The organism is Mesorhizobium sp. B2-2-4 (assembly GCF_006442375.1).
Lineage (GTDB): Bacteria > Pseudomonadota > Alphaproteobacteria > Rhizobiales > Rhizobiaceae > Mesorhizobium.
The window spans coordinates 303750-320972 of sequence record NZ_VFWB01000005.1; the positions used below are offsets into that span (position 1 = coordinate 303750).

19 protein-coding genes and 1 pseudogene are annotated in these 17223 nt (G+C 63.9%); 18 read left to right on the forward strand and 2 right to left on the reverse strand.

Annotated elements, in window-relative coordinates:
• Window positions 1–26: 26 nt before the first annotated feature.
• The 15 genes and pseudogenes from FJ959_RS14950 (at window position 27) to FJ959_RS15020 (ending at window position 11254) form a co-directional block, all read left to right on the forward strand.
• On the forward strand, window positions 27–1154 hold the full coding sequence (locus FJ959_RS14950; protein WP_140630585.1) for a KamA family radical SAM protein: 1128 nt from the start codon (window positions 27–29) through the stop codon (window positions 1152–1154).
• Between the two features lie 94 nt (window positions 1155–1248).
• Window positions 1249–2316: a helix-turn-helix domain-containing protein gene (locus FJ959_RS14955; protein ID WP_140630588.1), complete on the forward strand. Its 1068-nt coding sequence runs from the start codon at window positions 1249–1251 to the stop codon at window positions 2314–2316.
• A gap of 327 nt (window positions 2317–2643) precedes the next feature.
• Entirely contained in the window at window positions 2644–3606 is a 963-nt protein-coding gene (locus FJ959_RS14960; RefSeq protein ID WP_140499017.1) for an AraC family transcriptional regulator, read from the forward strand.
• A 199-nt stretch (window positions 3607–3805) separates the two neighbouring features.
• The gene (locus FJ959_RS14965; protein ID WP_140499015.1) at window positions 3806–4111 is read left to right on the forward strand and encodes a hypothetical protein; all 306 of its coding nucleotides are present in this window, start codon (window positions 3806–3808) and stop codon (window positions 4109–4111) included.
• A gap of 283 nt (window positions 4112–4394) precedes the next feature.
• Window positions 4395–4640: a DUF680 domain-containing protein gene (locus FJ959_RS14970; RefSeq protein ID WP_140630591.1), complete on the forward strand. Its 246-nt coding sequence runs from the start codon at window positions 4395–4397 to the stop codon at window positions 4638–4640.
• Between the two features lie 108 nt (window positions 4641–4748).
• Entirely contained in the window at window positions 4749–5720 is a 972-nt protein-coding gene (locus tag FJ959_RS14975) for an MBL fold metallo-hydrolase (protein ID WP_140630594.1), read from the forward strand.
• A gap of 31 nt (window positions 5721–5751) precedes the next feature.
• The gene (locus FJ959_RS14980; protein ID WP_140582480.1) at window positions 5752–6249 is read left to right on the forward strand and encodes a tetratricopeptide repeat protein; all 498 of its coding nucleotides are present in this window, start codon (window positions 5752–5754) and stop codon (window positions 6247–6249) included.
• 198 nt (window positions 6250–6447) lie between these two features.
• Window positions 6448–6969, forward strand: coding sequence for a DoxX family protein (locus tag FJ959_RS14985; protein WP_140516113.1), 522 nt, complete (start codon window positions 6448–6450; stop codon window positions 6967–6969).
• A gap of 111 nt (window positions 6970–7080) precedes the next feature.
• Window positions 7081–7677: a BA14K family protein gene (locus FJ959_RS14990; RefSeq protein ID WP_140521453.1), complete on the forward strand. Its 597-nt coding sequence runs from the start codon at window positions 7081–7083 to the stop codon at window positions 7675–7677.
• 277 nt (window positions 7678–7954) lie between these two features.
• The gene (locus tag FJ959_RS14995) at window positions 7955–8206 is read left to right on the forward strand and encodes a hypothetical protein (RefSeq protein WP_140556421.1); all 252 of its coding nucleotides are present in this window, start codon (window positions 7955–7957) and stop codon (window positions 8204–8206) included.
• A 200-nt stretch (window positions 8207–8406) separates the two neighbouring features.
• Window positions 8407–8739, forward strand: a complete 333-nt coding sequence (locus FJ959_RS15000) for a DUF2934 domain-containing protein (RefSeq protein ID WP_140552283.1) — start codon at window positions 8407–8409, stop codon at window positions 8737–8739.
• A complete protein-coding gene (locus FJ959_RS15005) occupies window positions 8736–8885 on the forward strand; it encodes a hypothetical protein (protein ID WP_140630596.1) in 150 nt (49 codons plus the stop codon). Before FJ959_RS15000 ends, FJ959_RS15005 begins: the two co-directional genes overlap by 4 nt.
• Window positions 8886–9251: 366 nt before the next feature.
• Complete coding sequence (locus FJ959_RS15010) at window positions 9252–10409, forward strand: sulfite oxidase (protein WP_140556422.1); 1158 nt, start codon at window positions 9252–9254, stop codon at window positions 10407–10409.
• A gap of 210 nt (window positions 10410–10619) precedes the next feature.
• Window positions 10620–10723, forward strand: a pseudogene (locus FJ959_RS32305) (PRC-barrel domain containing protein); the annotation flags it as partial.
• Between the two features lie 156 nt (window positions 10724–10879).
• Window positions 10880–11254, forward strand: a complete 375-nt coding sequence (locus FJ959_RS15020; RefSeq protein ID WP_140630599.1) for a hypothetical protein — start codon at window positions 10880–10882, stop codon at window positions 11252–11254.
• Window positions 11255–11416: 162 nt separating this feature from the next.
• Here the strand turns inward: FJ959_RS15020 and FJ959_RS15025 are convergent, their stop codons facing one another.
• On the reverse strand, window positions 11417–13474 hold the full coding sequence (locus FJ959_RS15025) for a TRAP transporter permease (RefSeq protein WP_140516105.1): 2058 nt from the start codon (window positions 13472–13474) through the stop codon (window positions 11417–11419).
• A gap of 85 nt (window positions 13475–13559) precedes the next feature.
• The gene (locus FJ959_RS15030; RefSeq protein ID WP_140500143.1) at window positions 13560–14549 is read right to left on the reverse strand and encodes a TAXI family TRAP transporter solute-binding subunit; all 990 of its coding nucleotides are present in this window, start codon (window positions 14547–14549) and stop codon (window positions 13560–13562) included.
• Between the two features lie 337 nt (window positions 14550–14886).
• Here FJ959_RS15030 and minC point away from each other — a divergent pair, with 337 nt between their 5' ends.
• From minC to minE, 3 genes are all read left to right on the forward strand, one after another.
• The gene (minC, locus tag FJ959_RS15035; RefSeq protein ID WP_140630601.1) at window positions 14887–15732 is read left to right on the forward strand and encodes a septum site-determining protein MinC; all 846 of its coding nucleotides are present in this window, start codon (window positions 14887–14889) and stop codon (window positions 15730–15732) included.
• Between the two features lie 173 nt (window positions 15733–15905).
• Window positions 15906–16721: a septum site-determining protein MinD gene (gene minD / locus FJ959_RS15040; RefSeq protein ID WP_140500139.1), complete on the forward strand. Its 816-nt coding sequence runs from the start codon at window positions 15906–15908 to the stop codon at window positions 16719–16721.
• Window positions 16718–16990, forward strand: coding sequence for a cell division topological specificity factor MinE (gene minE / locus FJ959_RS15045; protein WP_140500137.1), 273 nt, complete (start codon window positions 16718–16720; stop codon window positions 16988–16990). The genes minD and minE overlap by 4 nt, the downstream gene beginning before the upstream one ends.
• Window positions 16991–17223 lie beyond the last annotated feature (233 nt).

Below are 17223 nucleotides of genomic sequence, written 5' to 3' on the forward strand. Positions count from 1 at the left end.
GGTCCGCTAAAAACCTCGAGAACCCCATGACCACACAGCTCCACGATGCGACGACGGCCGCAGCTGAGCCCGTTTCCGATGCCGACGCCGCCTGGCAGGACGACATCCGCGCCGGCGTGCGCCATGTGCGCGATCTGGCCGTGCAGCCGCTGTCGCCAGGCGAACGCGCGGCGGCCCAGGAAGCAGCCTCCCGCCACAAGGTGCGTATCCCCAAATCCTATCTCGACCTGATCGACTGGGAAGACCCCGCCGATCCTATCCGGGCGCAAGTCATCCCGTCTCCCGACGAGCTGGTGACCGGCGAAGGCGAGCTCGACGACCCGATCGGCGACCACGCCTTCAGTCCGGTGCCCAGGCTGACGCATCGCCATGCCGACCGGGTGCTGCTGTTTCCCACCTATCAATGCGCGGTCTATTGCCGCTTCTGCTTCCGCAAGGAGTCCCTGACCTCGATCGGACGCGGCTATACGCGCGAAGCCCTGGAGCCGGCGCTCGCCTATATCGCTTCCCACCCCGAGATCCGCGAGGTGATCCTGACCGGCGGCGACCCGCTCTCGCTGCCCGACAAGGCGCTCAACGAAATCCGCGCCCGCATCGAGGCGATCGCGCATGTGCGGCTGATGCGCATCCACACCCGCGTGCCGGTCGCGCTGCCTTCACGCATCACGCCAGGGCTGATCGCTGCCTTGCAAGGCCGGCTGATGATCACGGTCGTCACCCATTTCAACCATCCGCGCGAGATCACCGATGCGACCGAGGCGGCCTGCCGCGGCTTGCGGCAGGCGGGATTCGTGCTGCTCAACCAGAGCGTCCTGCTCAAGGGCGTCAACGACACTGTCGAGGTGCAGGAAGAACTCTGCCGCGAGCTGATGTACCGCCTGGGGGTAAAACCCTATTACCTCCACCACGGCGACCTTGCGCGCGGCATGGCGCACCGCCGCACCACGATCGCCGAAGGCCAGGCGCTGGTGGCCGCGCTGCGCGCGCGCCTGTCCGGCATCTGCAATCCCATCTACGTGCTCGACCTGCCCGACGGTGGCGGCAAGGTGCCGATCGGGCCGGGTTACGTGGAAGACCGCGACGGCGGCAACTGGCGCATTCGTGGGCAGGATGGAAAGGTGAGGGAATATACCGAAGTGGTGAGCCAGCTCTGAGTCCACATTCCCGGCGGCGTCCGTGCGATCAGGCGTTGTCGCGCCCCGGCATAAATGCATATTGTGAGCGGTTCGCGGTTGCGGAGCATGGGCGGTGGCAGCGGCAGGCAGCAGTCAAGGCGTTGTGTCCCAACGGCAATTCGTCGACACCGGGGTTCAGCGCTGCGTGCTGGACACGGCAGGCCTGGCGCCTCGGCAAGCCCTTGCGTTGTGGCAGGAGAATATCGGCCTGCTCTACGACGTTCGCCTGCGCAACGCCGGCGATGACCGGTTTCATTTCCACGCCGATGCCTTTCACTTCGGCGAGATCGTCCTCACCTCGTATGGGTGCATCGCGCAAAGCTTCGACCGCTCGCGCGCCCGGATCAGCCGCGACGGCCTCGATCACATCACTGTGCAGGTCTGCCTGCGCGGAAGCCATGGACGGCGCGATGGCGCATCGGATGAAAAGGCCTCGTCGGGGGACCTGATCGTGGCCGACCTGGCACAGGCCCAGTCGACGGGTACGTCCGATTTCGACAGCCTCAACCTGACCATGCCGCGCCGCCTGCTGGCGCCATTCCTAAAGGCGCCGGACGAGCACAATATGCGCGTCATTTCCGGCAACGCGCCGTTGGCGGCGCTGTTGCGTGGGCATCTTGTGGGCCTCTACGGGGCCGCGCCCGCAATGAGCCGTCAGGACGCCGAGGCGGTGATCGGGCCGACGCTGGAACTCGCCGCCGCGGCCGTAAATTCGGCTGTGGCGGAAGAGAACGCCGCTTCGGTCCACCTGGCGCTTACCGGCGAGATCCGTCGCCACATCGACGCGCATATCCGCAGCCGGCACCTCACCGCCGAGGCCATCGCCGCCATGTTCGGCATGTCCATGCGCAAGCTCTATTACCTCTTCGAACCTCATGGCGGTCTTTCCAGATATATCCAGGAGGAGAGGCTGCGCCGCTGCCGCGCCGAGCTCGCCGATCCCGGCCGCCGGCACGAAAGCATTGCCGAGATCGCCGGTCGCTATGGTTTCGGTCACCGCAAGAGCTTCGTGCGCGCCTTCCGCCGCTCTTTCGACATGACCCCGCGGGAGATGCGGGCACATGCCGCCCATGGGCGCAGCCAGTCCCTCGGCCATGGCGAGAACCGCACCATGTGGCACTGGATCCGCGAACTGCGATAGAGGCGGCGTGCCAGCCGAAAGGCAAATGAATCAATGGACAAGCGGTGTCCGATCAGCAGGCATGTGAAGAGCCTTCCCGTGCTTTCCGAGGCGATTTCCCCGATCGGTTGCACCAGCGGCCACATTCCCTGCGCCTCATGCCACATTTGCGCGGAGCCCTCACATAGGTCTTGAAATTCTGCCGCAGCCCGCGCGAAAAGCGGCCGAAGGCTCACACCACGTCGAGGGCACTGGAGGGGTTCATGGCACTGTCTAGAGCGGAGAGGCAGCAAACGGCGCCCGCCATCGGCGGCACCCCGTGAGGTTCTGAGCGGGGATCGAACGCAGGTGGCCGACCAGGACACCATCATAGTTCTGTCCACGGACGCGATCGCGGCCCGAGAGCGCGAAGCTGCCGTGCGCGAGTTCTATGGCCGCATCTGCATGCGGCTGGACCTTGCGCCGCTTGAACGCGGCGAGTTGCGGCTAAGCGCCTCCACCACCATCCTGCCAGGGGTGAGCGTGGCCCACGGGCAGGTCGCGCCCATGGCTTGGGAACGCACGGCCGCGCTCCAGCAGGACGCCAATGACGACCTGGTGGTGTCCTGGATCGCGGGCGGGTGGCGTTTCGATACGGCACGGCACGAGGCGGTTGAGACCTCGCCCGGTGCGCCCTGCATCATGCCGATGGACCGGAGCTGGCGAGCGAGGGCGCAGAACGGCGATTGGACGATCTGCGCGCGATTTGCCCGATCGACGCTCACTCCTCTCCTTCGCCATGTCGGCGATCTCAGGCCGGATGCCATCAATCCCGGCACGCCTGAAGCGCGGCTTCTGCTGGCCTATGTCGAGGCGGTGGCGGGTGGGGCGATCGGCCCCGGTCTGGCGCCGCTGGCCGCCCAGCACATTGCCGATCTGTTCGCCGCGGCGGTCGGCGCCAACCGCGAGGTTGACCAGGTGGTCGCCGGCCGCGGCGTTCGTACCGCCCGCATGCATGCCATCAAGCGTTATATCGAGGAGAACCTGCACCGAGCGCGCCTCTCGGCAGAGACGGCGGGCCGGGGGCTGGGGCTCAGCCCGCGCTACATCAGGCGCCTTTTCGCCGAAGAGGGGCAGGGGTTTTCCGACTATGTCATGCAAAGACGGCTGGAGCGGGTCCACCGGCAGCTCGCCAGCCCGCTTTTTTCAGCAAGGCCGATCGCCGACCTCGCTTTCGAGGCGGGGCTGGTCGAACCCTCGACCTTCTACCGGCAGTTCCGGTCCCGCTATGGCATGACCCCATCGGAGGTGCGCGCCGGCCGCGCGCCGTGAGACGCATGCGGCCGCTCACGCATGGCAAACCCGGTCACCTGTTCCGTCAGTGCCACTTGCCTGTGCCGCCAGTGCGATACGCCTTTATCCCCGGTGCGGGCATGGTCGCGCCGGCGGACGCGGGTGCAACGGCATGCGCGGGAGCGGGGGCGAGCGGCCAGGCCTCCGTGACATCGGAAAGCTGGCCCTGGAGATAAAAATGCGTGCGGCGAGAAGCTTGATACTGGGCATTACGGTTTTCTGCGCAATTCTTCCGACCGAGGTCTTCGCGGCCTACAAATGCATGAATCCGGCAATCTGCAGGGCGGTCTGCGGCAGCGAAACATGCGGCAAGATCGCCGCGCGCGATCCCGACATGAAGGCGCTGGACCTGTCCAAAGGCGCGTCCGGGCAGATCGCCGCTTCCAGCAGCGGGTCTTCGTCCGGGACCAGCTCGAGAAAAACCTACACCTGTTCGAACCCGGCGATCTGCATCGCGGTCTGCGGCAAGAAGACCTGTCCGTAACCAGAACGGACTCGGCGTATCATCAGAGGCGCCGGCGCGCTGCGCCGGCGCCTTTCGTGCGTGCACGCGGTCGGCGTGCCGGAACGCGGCGGCATTCCCAGCCTGGTTCCTCTCGCTAATATTCGTGGGCGAGGACTTCAGTCCTGGCCGCCGAGCCCCTGATTTTTCTCCTTCAAAAGAATCTCATCGCGCCCGGGAATAAAGCGCGGGGCTGCAGGGTCTTCACTGTAGCGGGCCAATCTGACGGCCCGCGCCGAGGAAACGAAACAAGGACCTAGCCAAAATGACCAAGCTCGCTCTCAGCGTGGCTGCCATGATGCTTGCCTCGAGCGCTGCCTTCGCCGGCAGCGATCATGGCGCCAACAACGCCAACCAGCCGGTCGCTCCGGTCGACACCAATGCCACCGGCTCGATCGCCTACACCGCACGCCCCAATGGCGCCGACACCAAGATAAATACGGGGCCGAGCCAGGGGTCGGTGCAGGACATCATCACCAGGCACAACAACGACAGCCTCTGGGGTCGCTGAATTCATGGGCCGGGCCGGCTCCCGACGGGTACCGGCCTCTCCTCGTCATTCCTTCCAGGACTTTGGCCATTCGCGACTTTTAGCCACCACCTCGAACAGGAGATCACCATGTTCACCATGACACGCCGCACAGTGCTTGGCACCGCCGCCGCTGCTGCTGCCTTCGGCCTTGCCGGTAAGCTTGAATTCATCCGTCCGGCCTTCGCGCAAGCTCCGGTGGAGCCCACCGTCGGCTTCTACGGATACAAGGTCGGCGATATCGAGATCACCGCCATCTATGACGGCATCTGGCGCAAGCCGCACGACCCGGCCTTCATCAAGGATGTCTCGGTCGAGGACACCAAGGCAGCACTCGCCAAAGCGGGGCTGACCACCGACTTCATGCCCATCCCGCTCACTGTCGTCGTGCTCAAGATGGGCGGCAAGCTGATCATGATGGATGCCGGCTCGGGCGTCGGCCAGTGGCAGGCCAATGCCACGCATCTGCCGGCCAACATGGCCGCGGCCGGCATCGACTACAACGCGATCGACACCGTCATGATCTCGCATTTCCACCCCGATCATGTCTGGGGCCTGATGGAAAAGGGCACCAACGCGCCGGTGTTCCCCAATGCCGAGCTCATCGTCAACGCCACCGAATACAAGTGGTGGACCGACCCAAGCCGGCTGGCCAAGCTGCCCGAGGGCCGCAAGCCGGCGGGCAAGCGCATCGCCGAGAACTTTCCGAAATGGAAGAACTGGAAGCTGGTCGAGGACGGCGCCGAGGTCACGCCCGGCATCCAGATCATCGCCGCGCCCGGCCACACACCAGGCCATTCTGTCTACCTGGCCAACTCCGGTAAGGAGCAGATCATGATCTCGGCCGACACCATGTATGTGCCAGCGCTGCTGGCGCCGCATCCAGAGTGGCAGGGCGCTTACGACCAGGACGGGCCGACGGCGATCGTCACGCGCCACAAGATCATCGACCGGGTGATATCGGACAATATCCGCATTTCCGGGTCGCACTTCCCGTTCCCGGGCACCGGCACCTTCGTCAAGGACGGCAAGGCGTACGGATTTACTCCGGTCCAGATATGAGCACGAGCTTCCAACGCAAGCGAGAAAGACAATGAAACGATCCCTTTTGAGCAGAAACGCCCTGTCGGGCAGACATGCCCTGTTCGGCCTGCTCGGCGCCATTGCCGTGCTCACGGTGCTTCCGGTCGCGACAATCATGCCGGCCTATGCGGTCGACGACATAGAAGGCGCCGACGCGCCGGATCTCACCGCCATCAAGGCCAAGATCGATGCCAAGGACTATTCCGGCGCATTGGCTGAGCTGCGCGATCTGGCGCAGGACACGCAGCAGGCGGACGTCTACAACCTGCTCGGCTTCACGCTGCGCAAGACCGGCGACTTCAAGACCGCGCTCACCTACTACACCAAGGCGCTGGAGCTGAAGCCCGACCACAAGGCCGCCCGCGAATATCTGGGCGAGCTCTATGTCGAGACCGGCGATATGGACAAGGCCAAGGAGCAGCTGGCCTCCCTGGAGAAGCTGTGCCCGGCCGGGTGCGACGAGCTTTCCGATCTGCGGCAGGCCATCGACACCAGGGTGACGAAGTAAGACCTTTCCTCCCCCTCCACGGCGAAGCCGAGACGGAAGGGGGCGTTGGCCCCGAGCTCGCCCCTTCGTCCACCACGGCTGGGCGCTCGTGGCTGGCGCGCTTTGCCGGAGCCGGCATCCTCTCCCTCGCGCCGGCTCCGGCCTTTTCAACATCAGGCGCTTGGCGCCTGCCCGTGCCAAAAAGATCGGAGGCTGACCATGACATTGACCGAACGCTCCGCGAAGCTGCAGGGTCTTGCCGCTAAATACCACCTCGGGGACGTGGGCCTGCTTGCCGGCCGCCTGCTTCTGTCTCTCATCTTTTTGCATGAGGGCGCCATGCTGGCCGCCCATTTCAATGCCGCCGCCAGGGCCATGGCAGCGCTTGGTGTCAACCTGCCGCTGTTTGTCGCCACCGTCGCGTTGCAACTGGGGGCAGGGCTCTCCCTCGCGTCAGGCCTGCTGACGCGGCTTGGCGCCATCGCGCTCGGCCTGTTCTGTTTGGCAACGGCCATGCTGTTCCACACCAATTTCGGCAGCCAGAACGAACTGCTGCATTTCGAAAAGGACCTGGCGATATCGGGCGGCATGTTCGTGCTGGCCGTTGCGGGCGCCGGCAGGGTCTCGCTGGACCGGCTGTTGGCGCTCCATCTGCGACAGCGCCAGCGCGGCGAGGACATGCCGGCCGCGTTGCCCACAGCGGAGACCCAATTGCCAGTGGACGTGAAGCAGCTGGTTTGAACGGCGCCGCCTTCGCATTCGCCGAGCGGAGCGCCGCGCCTATTTCCCGCGCTTTGCTGGAACCAGCCTTGACCCCCCGCATTGCTTTAGCAGGGGCTCAAGGAGCGCGGCGTGAAAGCATTGTTGGGACTGGTCTGCGGTTTTGTTTTGACCCTTGCGGTGTTCGGTAGCGGTCTGGCCTTCGCCGTCTGGTTAATCACCGCGAACCCACCGCGCCAGGCACCGGCCACCGTCAGCATGGCGGAGCTTTGGACCAAAACGGCGCGGCCGGTGGACAGAACGGCGCAGAATCTCGAGCGCCTGCCGGCCGAGCAGCCCGCGCCCGCCAATATCGAGCCCAAGCGCCAGGCCGGGGAGACCGATCCCACCGCCACCGGCGCCATCGCGCCCGCCACGGCCGAACTGCCGCAGCCGCATGTCGCCTGGTGCGCGAGCCGCTACCGCTCCTACCGGCCGCAGGACAACAGCTACATGTCCTATAGCGGGCAGCAGCGCCCCTGCATCTCGCCCTATCTCGACGCCGACCGTGCCGCGCCGCCCGCCGCCGAGGCCAGCTACGTCGAGGACAACGGCACTGGGCCGGGCGCCTATGCGGCCGCTGGCGATGATGACCATGTCGCCTCCTGCTTCAGCCGCTACCGCTCCTACCGCCCGGAAGACAACAGCTACCAGCCCTATTCCGGCGGGCCGAGGCGGCAATGCCAATAGCGGGCGCTGCGCTTTCCGGCTGCATTCCACGCAAAATTCCACTCCGGCAAGGGTTTCTACCACGCTGCCTACCACGCCCACACAAACACCACGCCCTTATCAAGCCGCCAACAGCGCAACAACGGACCGAGACGGTCGTGCGCTGAACGACCTGTCACTGCAAGATCCAGTGGGATCGCGGTTGGCCGGTTTCGCCTGAAACAACAAACACGGTCCCATGAACGCGGGCGGGCGGCGCGTCGGGGCCAAATGTCAACTTCAAAAGATGGAAACCGAAATGAAGAAGATCGTATTGACCGTTGCCTCGTTGTTGTTCGCCTCCGGCATGGCTTTTGCCGGCAGCGACCACTTTGGCTCCGACTTCATCCCTGCCGCAAGCAGCTATCCAACCGCCCATGCCATGATGTCGGGCGGCGCCAAGGTGGTTGTCCCGAGCGTCACAAACAGCATCACTGACAGCGCAATGGGGGCAAACTCGAACTCCGACATGCCTGCACAGGGCTATGGTCAGGGCGTCTGGGGACGCTGACAACAAAGCCGGCCGCCGCGGCCGGCATCCAGGCGGCGGGGGGACCCGCCGCCTGGATCATTTCGCTCCATGACCGGGCTCTGCCCGGCGCGCCTCGTGTCATCCCAATCTCCAACGACCCGGCCCGGCGATCACGCAAATTCTTTGGATCGTTCGGAGGCGGGCGGCGTTCAGATGCTACCCAATGGAGGATTTGAGAAATGGGCGACGACCAACGGCATGGGAAAATCCAGGAGCGCGCCTATCGGATCTGGGAGCGCGAAGGCGGCGGCGACCCCGAGCAGCACTGGCATCGCGCGGAGGCCGAGATCGACAGGGAGCTGTCGATGGCGGCGGGCAACGCGCCGCCGCGCGAGATTGCCAGCACCGACGTGCTTACGGTCGAGGAGCTGGCCATGCGCACCGGCATATCAGGCAAGCAGGCACAGGACCTGATCGACAGGCTGGGCAACGACCGCGCCGCGATCGAACAGGCAGCACTCGGGCTGAAGGGCAAGCGGCGGCGAAATCCCGGTCAGGGAGAGGCCAAATGATCCGCAAACTCAAGGACGGAAAATACCGGCTTTGTTCGCGCAAGAAGGATGAGAAGACGGGCAAGCGACGGAACCTGGGGACTTTCGATAGCCGCGAGGCGGCGGAGAAGCATGAGCGCGAGGTGCAGTATTTCAAGCGCCATTGAGGAAATCGACTCGTTGGTCCTTTATTCTCGGCGTTGTCCCTGCCGCTCACAAAATCCGACCCACCAATTGTAGGCTGCATTGGATTTTGGAACACGAGGCAGATGCCAATCGTGATGCGAAGATGCGGCCCTTGCCCTCGCCACGAGGACAGATAGGGCATATAGTTGAAGATCGCCGGCTCGGACCTGACAAGCTGGCGATTGAGAGCGGAGACGTCGCTTTAACTACGGCGCGCTTCTAACTCGGGTTGTTTCACACGCTCTCATAATTGCCCGCTGCGGCCGGCCTCTGCTTTGCGCGATCCCGGTCGCTATTGCATCTATCACTGAAGGAGAACTGAGCTTTTCACTGGAGGAGAAGTCGTCATGCATTACCTTCCCAGACGTGAATTCATCGTTCAAGGCGGGGCAGCCCTCGCAGCGTTGGCGTCCTTTCAATCGCGGATTGCCTCTGCCTTTCCAAGCCGGGCCGGCGAGGAAGTCATCAAATGGTTGGATCAGCTGCCGCCGAACCCGGTTCCGGAAGTCATCAAAAATCAGCTGGTGTGGGAGGATCTCGATTCCTGGGTGACGCCCAACGACAAGTTCTTTTCAATCGCGCATTTCGACCGGCCGGTGATCGACGAAAGCACCTGGAAACTCGAAATCGGCGGCTCCGTTAAAAAGCCGACAACCCTGACGCTCGCCGACATCAAGGCTCGACCGCGCCAGGAAGTCACCTTCACGGTCGAATGTTCGGGCAATACCGGTCTGCCGTTTTTCAATGGCGGCATTGGCAATGCGCGCTGGGCGGGCACGCCGCTCGCGCCGATCCTCGAGGAGGCCGGAGTCCTCGACACTGGTATCGAGGTCGTCTTCTGGGGCACCGATAAAGGGGAAATCAAGCGGGCCGACGACGTCAAGTTCACGCAGAATTTTGCGCGCAGCATGTCACTTGCCGACGCCATGGATCCCAAAAACATCCTTTGCTACGAGATGAATGGGTCCCCCTTGCCTTCTGACAACGGCTTCCCGCTGCGGCTGATTGCGCCGGGATGGTACGGGATCGCGAACGTCAAATGGATCAAGCGCATAGACGTGAACGATCAGCGCTTCGAGAACCGGTTCATGGGACGCGATTATGTCACGCTGCGCGAGGAAGACCACAACGGCGAGACAGTATGGGTGGAAACTTCGGTCGGGCGGGCGAGGCTGAAATCGGCGCCGGCCCGGGTCACTCATATCGGCGATGACTACCGGATCGTCGGGGCCGCCTGGGGCGCACCGGTCGACCGGGTCGAGGTGAAGATCGATGACGGGCCATGGATGCCGGCGGCCATCGACGAAACCGACAAGGCGGACTTTGCCTGGAAACTATGGTCCGTCGACTGGCCCAAGCCTTCCGCCGGAGAGCACGCCGTCACCTCGCGCGCGGTTGATACGGGAGGGCAGGTCCAACCCGCAATGGACGATCCCATCATTGCCAAGAAGCATACCTATTGGGAAAGCAACGGTCAGGTGACGCGACGTATCAACATTCACTGACTGGCGGGCAGTCGTATCAAAGTGTCTGAGAGCGATGTGCCCCCATGTCTTTGGCATGGGGTCACCCACATCCGACCAGGCGCCGGCCTGAAGCTGGCCAGAGACGATGCGATGACGACTCCATCGCAGCGCCAAGAGCGGTGTTTAGTGACCTGCGCGGACGCGGAGAAAACTTGAACGGCTGGCGTTCCTCGCCCTTCGCCGAGCCCGGTGGCCGTCACCGAGCTCGACTTCATGCGCGACGAGGACGGCGCCACGCCGTGACCCAATGGACCAAGGACCAGCTGAAAGGAGTGCCGGAGCACCGAGACTGAAGGGCCCGACCGTGGCCCTTTTCGAAAGGAGAGTGAGATGATCCGAAAGTGCCCGGACAAGGGCAATTCGCCGTGCCTGAGGGTGGTAGTGCTTAGTGACTTCGGCCAACCGAGAGTCTAGGCTGGCATCGGTTCTGTCAGCGCGAAGACCGTCACATGCCCCGCTTTCTTGCCGTCTACACCATGAAGCCTGAAGACCTTGCCCGCTTTCGCAGCCTGCCCAAGCCCGAGCAAGATGCGATTGATAGCGTCGGCCTACAGCAGTGGACGGACTGGGAGGAGAGAAATGCCGCATCTTTCCCCGATCGCGGCGGCATGGTCGGGAGGACGACGCGCGTTACCAAGGATGGGGTCGCAGACGCCGTGAACCCTTTCTGCGGCTACATTGTCGTCGAGGCCGATACAATCGATGCCGCCGCCCGCCTGTTCGAAAGCCATCCGCATTTCACCGTCTTCCCGGGAGACGGCGTGGACATCATGCCTTTCGTCACTGACCCTCAATTACTTGAAACTCCGGCTGTCGCTTTCTGATGTCGAAGGCTGTCTGTCAGCTCTCGGGGAACTTTTCCCCCGCGGAACCGATCCTGGCGGTTCGCGTCAGATTCAGGTTGAGAGCACGCTGACTTCCTGAAGTCCCCAAAACGTTTCCGGCCCCTTTGAGTTCTCGGGGAGGGATCGTTGGGGCGGCGCTGATCAAGCCGGTCGCGCCTCTTCGACGTTGCGCGCGCTCCAATGGCGCCAGATAACGGGAATGGTCAGAACCAGGCCGAGTAGGGACGAATAGAGTTCGGGCGCCACCAGAAGCAGGGCGGCCAAGACCAGCAACACGTTTTCCCATGGCCGGGTGCGCACGAGCAGGTAGCGCGAGAGGGCGGCCCCCAGGCAGGTGATGCCGAGCACGCAGCCAAAGAAAGCCAGGAAGAAGTTCGGCCAGGTGAAATCTTTCGTCACCAGCAGAAGCGACGGCGAGAAGACAAAGACAAAAGGCACCAGCGCCTTGCCGAGCCCGAGCCGAAAGGCAGTGTTGCCGGTCTTGAATGGATCAGCTCCCGCCATGCCGGCGGCAGCGTAGGCAGCCAGCGCAACCGGCGGCGTGATGTCAGCCAGCAGGCCATAATAGAAAACGAAGAAGTGGGCGACGATCGGCTCGGTGCCGAGCATCACCAGTGCCGGCGCGGCAATCGTCACCATGATGATGTAGTTCGCTGTCGTCGGGATGCCGCAACCCATCAGGATGCAGACCACGCCGGTCATGATCAGCGTGAACAAAAGGGTCAGCCCGTGCGTCGAGAAGATCGCTTCGGGGATAAAGGTGCCGAACAGCAGCGACAGATGGCCTGCCGTCGAAGTGACGATGTAGGACAGCTTGAAGCCGACGCCGGTCAGGGTGACAACGCCGACGACGATGCCGACCGTGGCGGCGGCAGCGCCGACGGCGAGCGCATACTTGGCGCCGTCGCGCAGGCACACCACGATGTCGGCGACAGACATGCGCCGGCGCGGGTTAAACAGGCCGACCAGGATGCACAGGGTAATGCCCCAGAAGGCAGCCATGTAGGGCGTATAACCCGCAAGAAGCACGCCGATCAGGACGACGAGTGGGATGATGGTCGGCCAGTCCCGTTTCAATGCCTCGACCACGTCGGGCATCTCGTCCGGCCGCAGGCCGCGCAAGCCGGTGCGCTTGGCCTCGAAATGCACCTGCATGAACACGCCGAAGAAGTGCATGAAGGCCGGCACTATCGCTGCCAGGATGATGGTCGTGTAGGGCAGTTCGAGGAACTCGATCATCAGGAAGGCGGCGGCTCCCATGATCGGCGGCGTCACCTGCCCGCCGGTGGAGGAAGCCGCCTCCACCGCGGCGGCGAAATGCTTCTTGTAGCCGAGCCGGATCATCGCCGGGATGGTCAGCGAGCCGACGGTGACGGTGTTGGCGACCGACGAGCCAGAGATCATGCCAAACAGGGCCGAGCCGAAGATCGATACCTTGGCCGGACCGCCGGCGTAGCGGCCGGCGACCCATGCCGCGCAGTCGAGAAAGAGCTGGCCGAGACCGATGCGGGTGGCGAAGACGCCAAACAGGACGAAGTGGAAAACGTAGGTGGCGACAACGCCGAGCGCGATGCCGTAGATGCCTTGCGTCGTCAGGTAGAGGTGGTCGACGAGCTGGGAGACGGACGCGCCGGGATGCACGAGGATGCTCGGCATATAGGGGCCGAACAGCGCATAAGCCATGAAGAGGATGGCGATGATGGGCAGCGGGATGCCGACGGACCGGCGCGTCGCTTCCAGCAGGAGCAAAATGAGGGTCAGCCCGAGCACCACGTCCGTCGTCGTGGGGTTGCCGACGCGGAAGGCAAGATCGTCGAGCGGGATCATCGGCACGTGCAGGACCGCTACCACCGCGGCAAGCGCCAGCAGCCAGTCGAAAACCGGTATGCCGAGCGGCCGCAGAAAGCTGGATTGGGCGGGCTGGTCGTAGCCCTTCTTCACCAGAGGGAAGACGAGGAAGATCAGCGACAGCACCATCGACAGGTGGATGCCCCGGTGCAGCATCTCCTGCAGCAAGCCGAATCCAGCCGTGTAATAGTGAAACAGCGACAAGGCCACCAGGAGGAAGCCGACCAGCCAGCCGGCGGCCCGGGTCAGCGGCCGGAACCGGATCTCGGAGTCGAATTTCTCCTCCAGTTCGCGAGCCTTTTCCTCGTCGAACTCCATGCCGGAAAGCCTGATTTTGTCGTCGTCGCTCATAGTCGGTTCCGTATCCTGAATCCCCAGACAAACGAGGCGGAAAGCACGCCTTCCGCCTCGTTGTCGCCAGTCTGTTGATGGCCTCTTATTTCAGGGCGCCGACTTCCTTGTAGAATTTCTCCGCGCCCGGATGGAACGGAATGCCGGCGCTGGTGACCGCGTTCTGGAGCGTGATCAGCTTGCCCTTGGCATGACCAGCCTGCAGCGCCTTCTGGGTCTCGTCGCTGTAGAGCGACTTGACGATCTTGTAGATGAGGTCATCGGTCTGCTTGGCGCTGGTCACCCATTGCGCGGCGACCGAAATGGTCTTGGTCTCGCCGACATTCTTGTAGGTGCCCGCGGGCACGATGTCGGTCGAGAAGAACTTCTGTTCGGACAGGAGCTTGTCGGCCTCGGGGCCGGTGATTGGCACCAGCGTGATGTTGTTGGTGCTGGCAAGCTCGACGATGGCGCCGGTCGGATAGCCGCCGACGAAGAAATAGGCGTCCATGGCGCCGTCCTGCAGGCGCTCGCCGGCCGGGCCGGGCTTGAGATATTCGGGCTTTACGTCCTTCTCCGTTAGACCGTAGGCGCCGAGCACCAGGCGCGCATCAACGATGGTGCCGGAACCCGGCTCGTCGAGGGAGACGCGCTTGCCCTTCAGATCCGCCACCGTTTTGATGCCGGCGTCGGCGCGCGCGACCAGATGGATGGTTTCAGGATAGAGCGTCGCAATGAGGCGCAGATCCTCTACCTTGGGCTTGCCCTCGTAGAGGCCGGTGCCCGAATGCGCCCAGTAGGCGACATCGGATTGCGTGAAGCCCGATTCGGAAGCGCCCGACTGGATGGCGCTGATGTTGGCCACCGAACCGTTGGAGGACGTGGCGCTGGCAACCAGGCCCTCGACGCCGGCCGGCCCCGTCGCCGAGATCGCGTTGGCGATCAGCCCGCCCACCGGATAGTAGGTGCCGGACGTGCCGCCGGTGCCGATACGGAAAAAAGCCTGCTGCGCGCGCGCCGGCGAAAACCCTGCCGCGGCCAGCGCCAAAGTGCCCGCGCCGACGGAAAAGACGCGACGGTTGATCGAAACAGTCATACTACCTCCCGGTCAAAGATCGGCAGGATGTTGCATCAACCCAAGGATTGTCAACCTGCGCGCGCCTTTCGGAGGGGATCGGTCGTCGCTGGCGGTGGCTCCCCCGCTGTTGCCGTCATGGCGCATTTTGAGATCTAGCTTGTCGATTGAACGGCGGTAATCCGCTTGCTGACGCGGCGCTATCAACACATTCCGCGTGTTGTCAGCCGGCATCCGCAACTGGCGGTTAGCCGACCCTCCAATTTCTGGCGGCTTCCAAGGTGCCAGCCGTCTTTATTAACCATTTGTTAACCATTCGGCCGGCACCCTTTAACCATTGAGTAAGGATTCGCCAGCCGTGACCTTTGCCGCTCCCCTGGAGACCAAATCCATTCGCTTTCGCGCCCGTTCGTTCGTCGCTTTCACGCTGACGCCGGAGGCGCCGATCGGTGCTTGGTTGGAGGGGCTGGATCATTGGATCGGCAATTCGCCGGGCTATTTCTCAGGGCGGCCGGTGGTGCTCGATCTCAATGCGCTGAAGCCTGCGGCCGACGAGATCGCGGCGCTGGTCGCTTCGCTCGGCACGCGTGGCATCCGGGTCTATGCCATCGAGCTCGAAGGGGCCTCGCTCGGGCCCGAGCTGCCGCCGCTGCTGGCCGGCGCCAAGGAGGCCACTTCAGATGGCCTGCTGGCGCAGCCCGGCCGCAACGGCAAGGCAGGCCTGGCGGAAGAGGCCGGCAAAACGGAAGCGGTGTCTTCGGAACGCGGCAAGGAAACGGGCAAGCCCGACGAGGGCAGGGCCGAGGCTGGAAAGGTCAAGGCGGCCAAGGCGGCCAAGACAGAACAGGAAGCCGGCGCGGCGGAGCCGGTGCCGGCCGGAACGCTGATGGTCAAGTCGCCCCTCCGCTCGGGCCAGTCGATCTTTCATCCGCATGGCGATGTCATCGTGCTTGGATCGGTCGCTTCCGGTTCCGAGATCATCGCGGCGGGCTCGATCCATGTCTACGGCACGCTGCGTGGCCGCGCCATCGCTGGCTCGGAAGGCAATATTTCGGCGCGCATCTTCTGTCGCAGGAACGAGGCCGAACTGCTCGCCATCGACGGCTGGTACACCACGGCGGAGGACATGGAAGGCGCCTCGCGCGGCAAGCCGGTGCAGGCCTTCCTCGAAAACGACGTGCTGCGCGTCGTGCCGCTGAACTAGGGCGCCGGGATGAAAACGCCGAACCAGTTCTCGTCTTGCTCGATCGCGAACAGGACGCTCAGGTCCGCAAGGTTGGGACCGGTTTCGCGTGGGATGATGGCAGGTTCCAACAATAGCCGTGCGACGCACGGAGCGATAACAAACGACAACATCAGGCGACGGAGGCTTTTTTCATGGGCAAGGTAGTGGTGGTCACCTCAGGCAAGGGAGGTGTCGGCAAGACGACCTCGACGGCCGCATTGGGGGCCGCGGTCGCCAGGACCGGCAAGAAAGTGGCGCTGGTCGATTTCGACGTCGGCCTGCGCAATCTCGACCTGATCATGGGCGCCGAACGGCGCGTGGTGTTCGACCTCGTCAATGTCATCCAGGGCACGGCCAAGCTGTCGCAGGCGCTGATCCGCGACAAGCGCGTCGACACGCTGTTCCTGCTGCCGGCCTCGCAGACGCGCGACAAGGACGCGCTGACCGAAGAAGGTGTCGGCGAGGTGATCGAGAAGCTGCGCTCGGTGTTCGACTATGTGTTCTGCGACAGCCCGGCCGGCATCGAACGCGGCGCGCAGCTCGCCATGCGCTTCGCCGACGAGGCGGTCATCGTCACCAATCCGGAAGTGTCGTCGGTGCGCGATTCCGACCGCATCATCGGCCTGCTCGACGCCCGCACCATGCGCGCCGAGCAGGGCGAGCAGATCGCCAAGCACGTGCTGGTGACGCGTTACGATGCCGGCCGCGCGGCTCGCGGGGAGATGCTGTCCATCGACGACGTGCTGGAAATCCTGTCGGTGCCGCTGCTCGGCATCATACCGGAGAGCCAGGATGTGCTCAGGGCCTCCAATCTCGGTTCGCCGGTGACGCTGAGCGATCCGCTGAACGCCGCCGCCAAGGCCTATATCGAAGCGGCGCGGCGGCTGGAAGGCGAAGACCTGCCGGTCGTGGTTCCCTTCGAGCGCAAGGGCTTCCTCGACAGGCTGCTCGGAAGGAGGGCGGCATGAACATTCTCGACCTCTTCAAGCGGCGCTCCAGCGCGCCCGTGGCGCGTGAGCGGCTGCAGGTGCTGCTCGCCTACGAACGCCGCAGCCGTGGCCAGCCCGATCTCGTCTCCGTGCTGCGCGAGGAGATCATGGCCGTCATCGCCAAGCACGTGCAGATCGACCAGGACTATCTGCAAATCTCAATGGACCGCGGCGAGACCATGTCGACGCTGGAAATCGACATCCAGATCCCCAACAAAAGCGCCGTGCCGCTGGCCATGGCGGGCTGACTTTTACCCTCCCCTTGTGGGGAGGGTCGCTGCAAGCAGCGGGCGGAGTTGGCGCGGCGCTACAGGACGAGCATCCTCCAGCGCCAGCGCCCTCAGTCCTACCTTCCACGAGGGAAGTAGGAGCCAGGATTTCCCGCATTCAGATTCCACCCAGAAATCGGGTGCGTCAATTCTGCAAAAAAGACGGCCGCGGCATTGGTTGCCCGCCGCATTGCAACCCCAAATGTCCAACT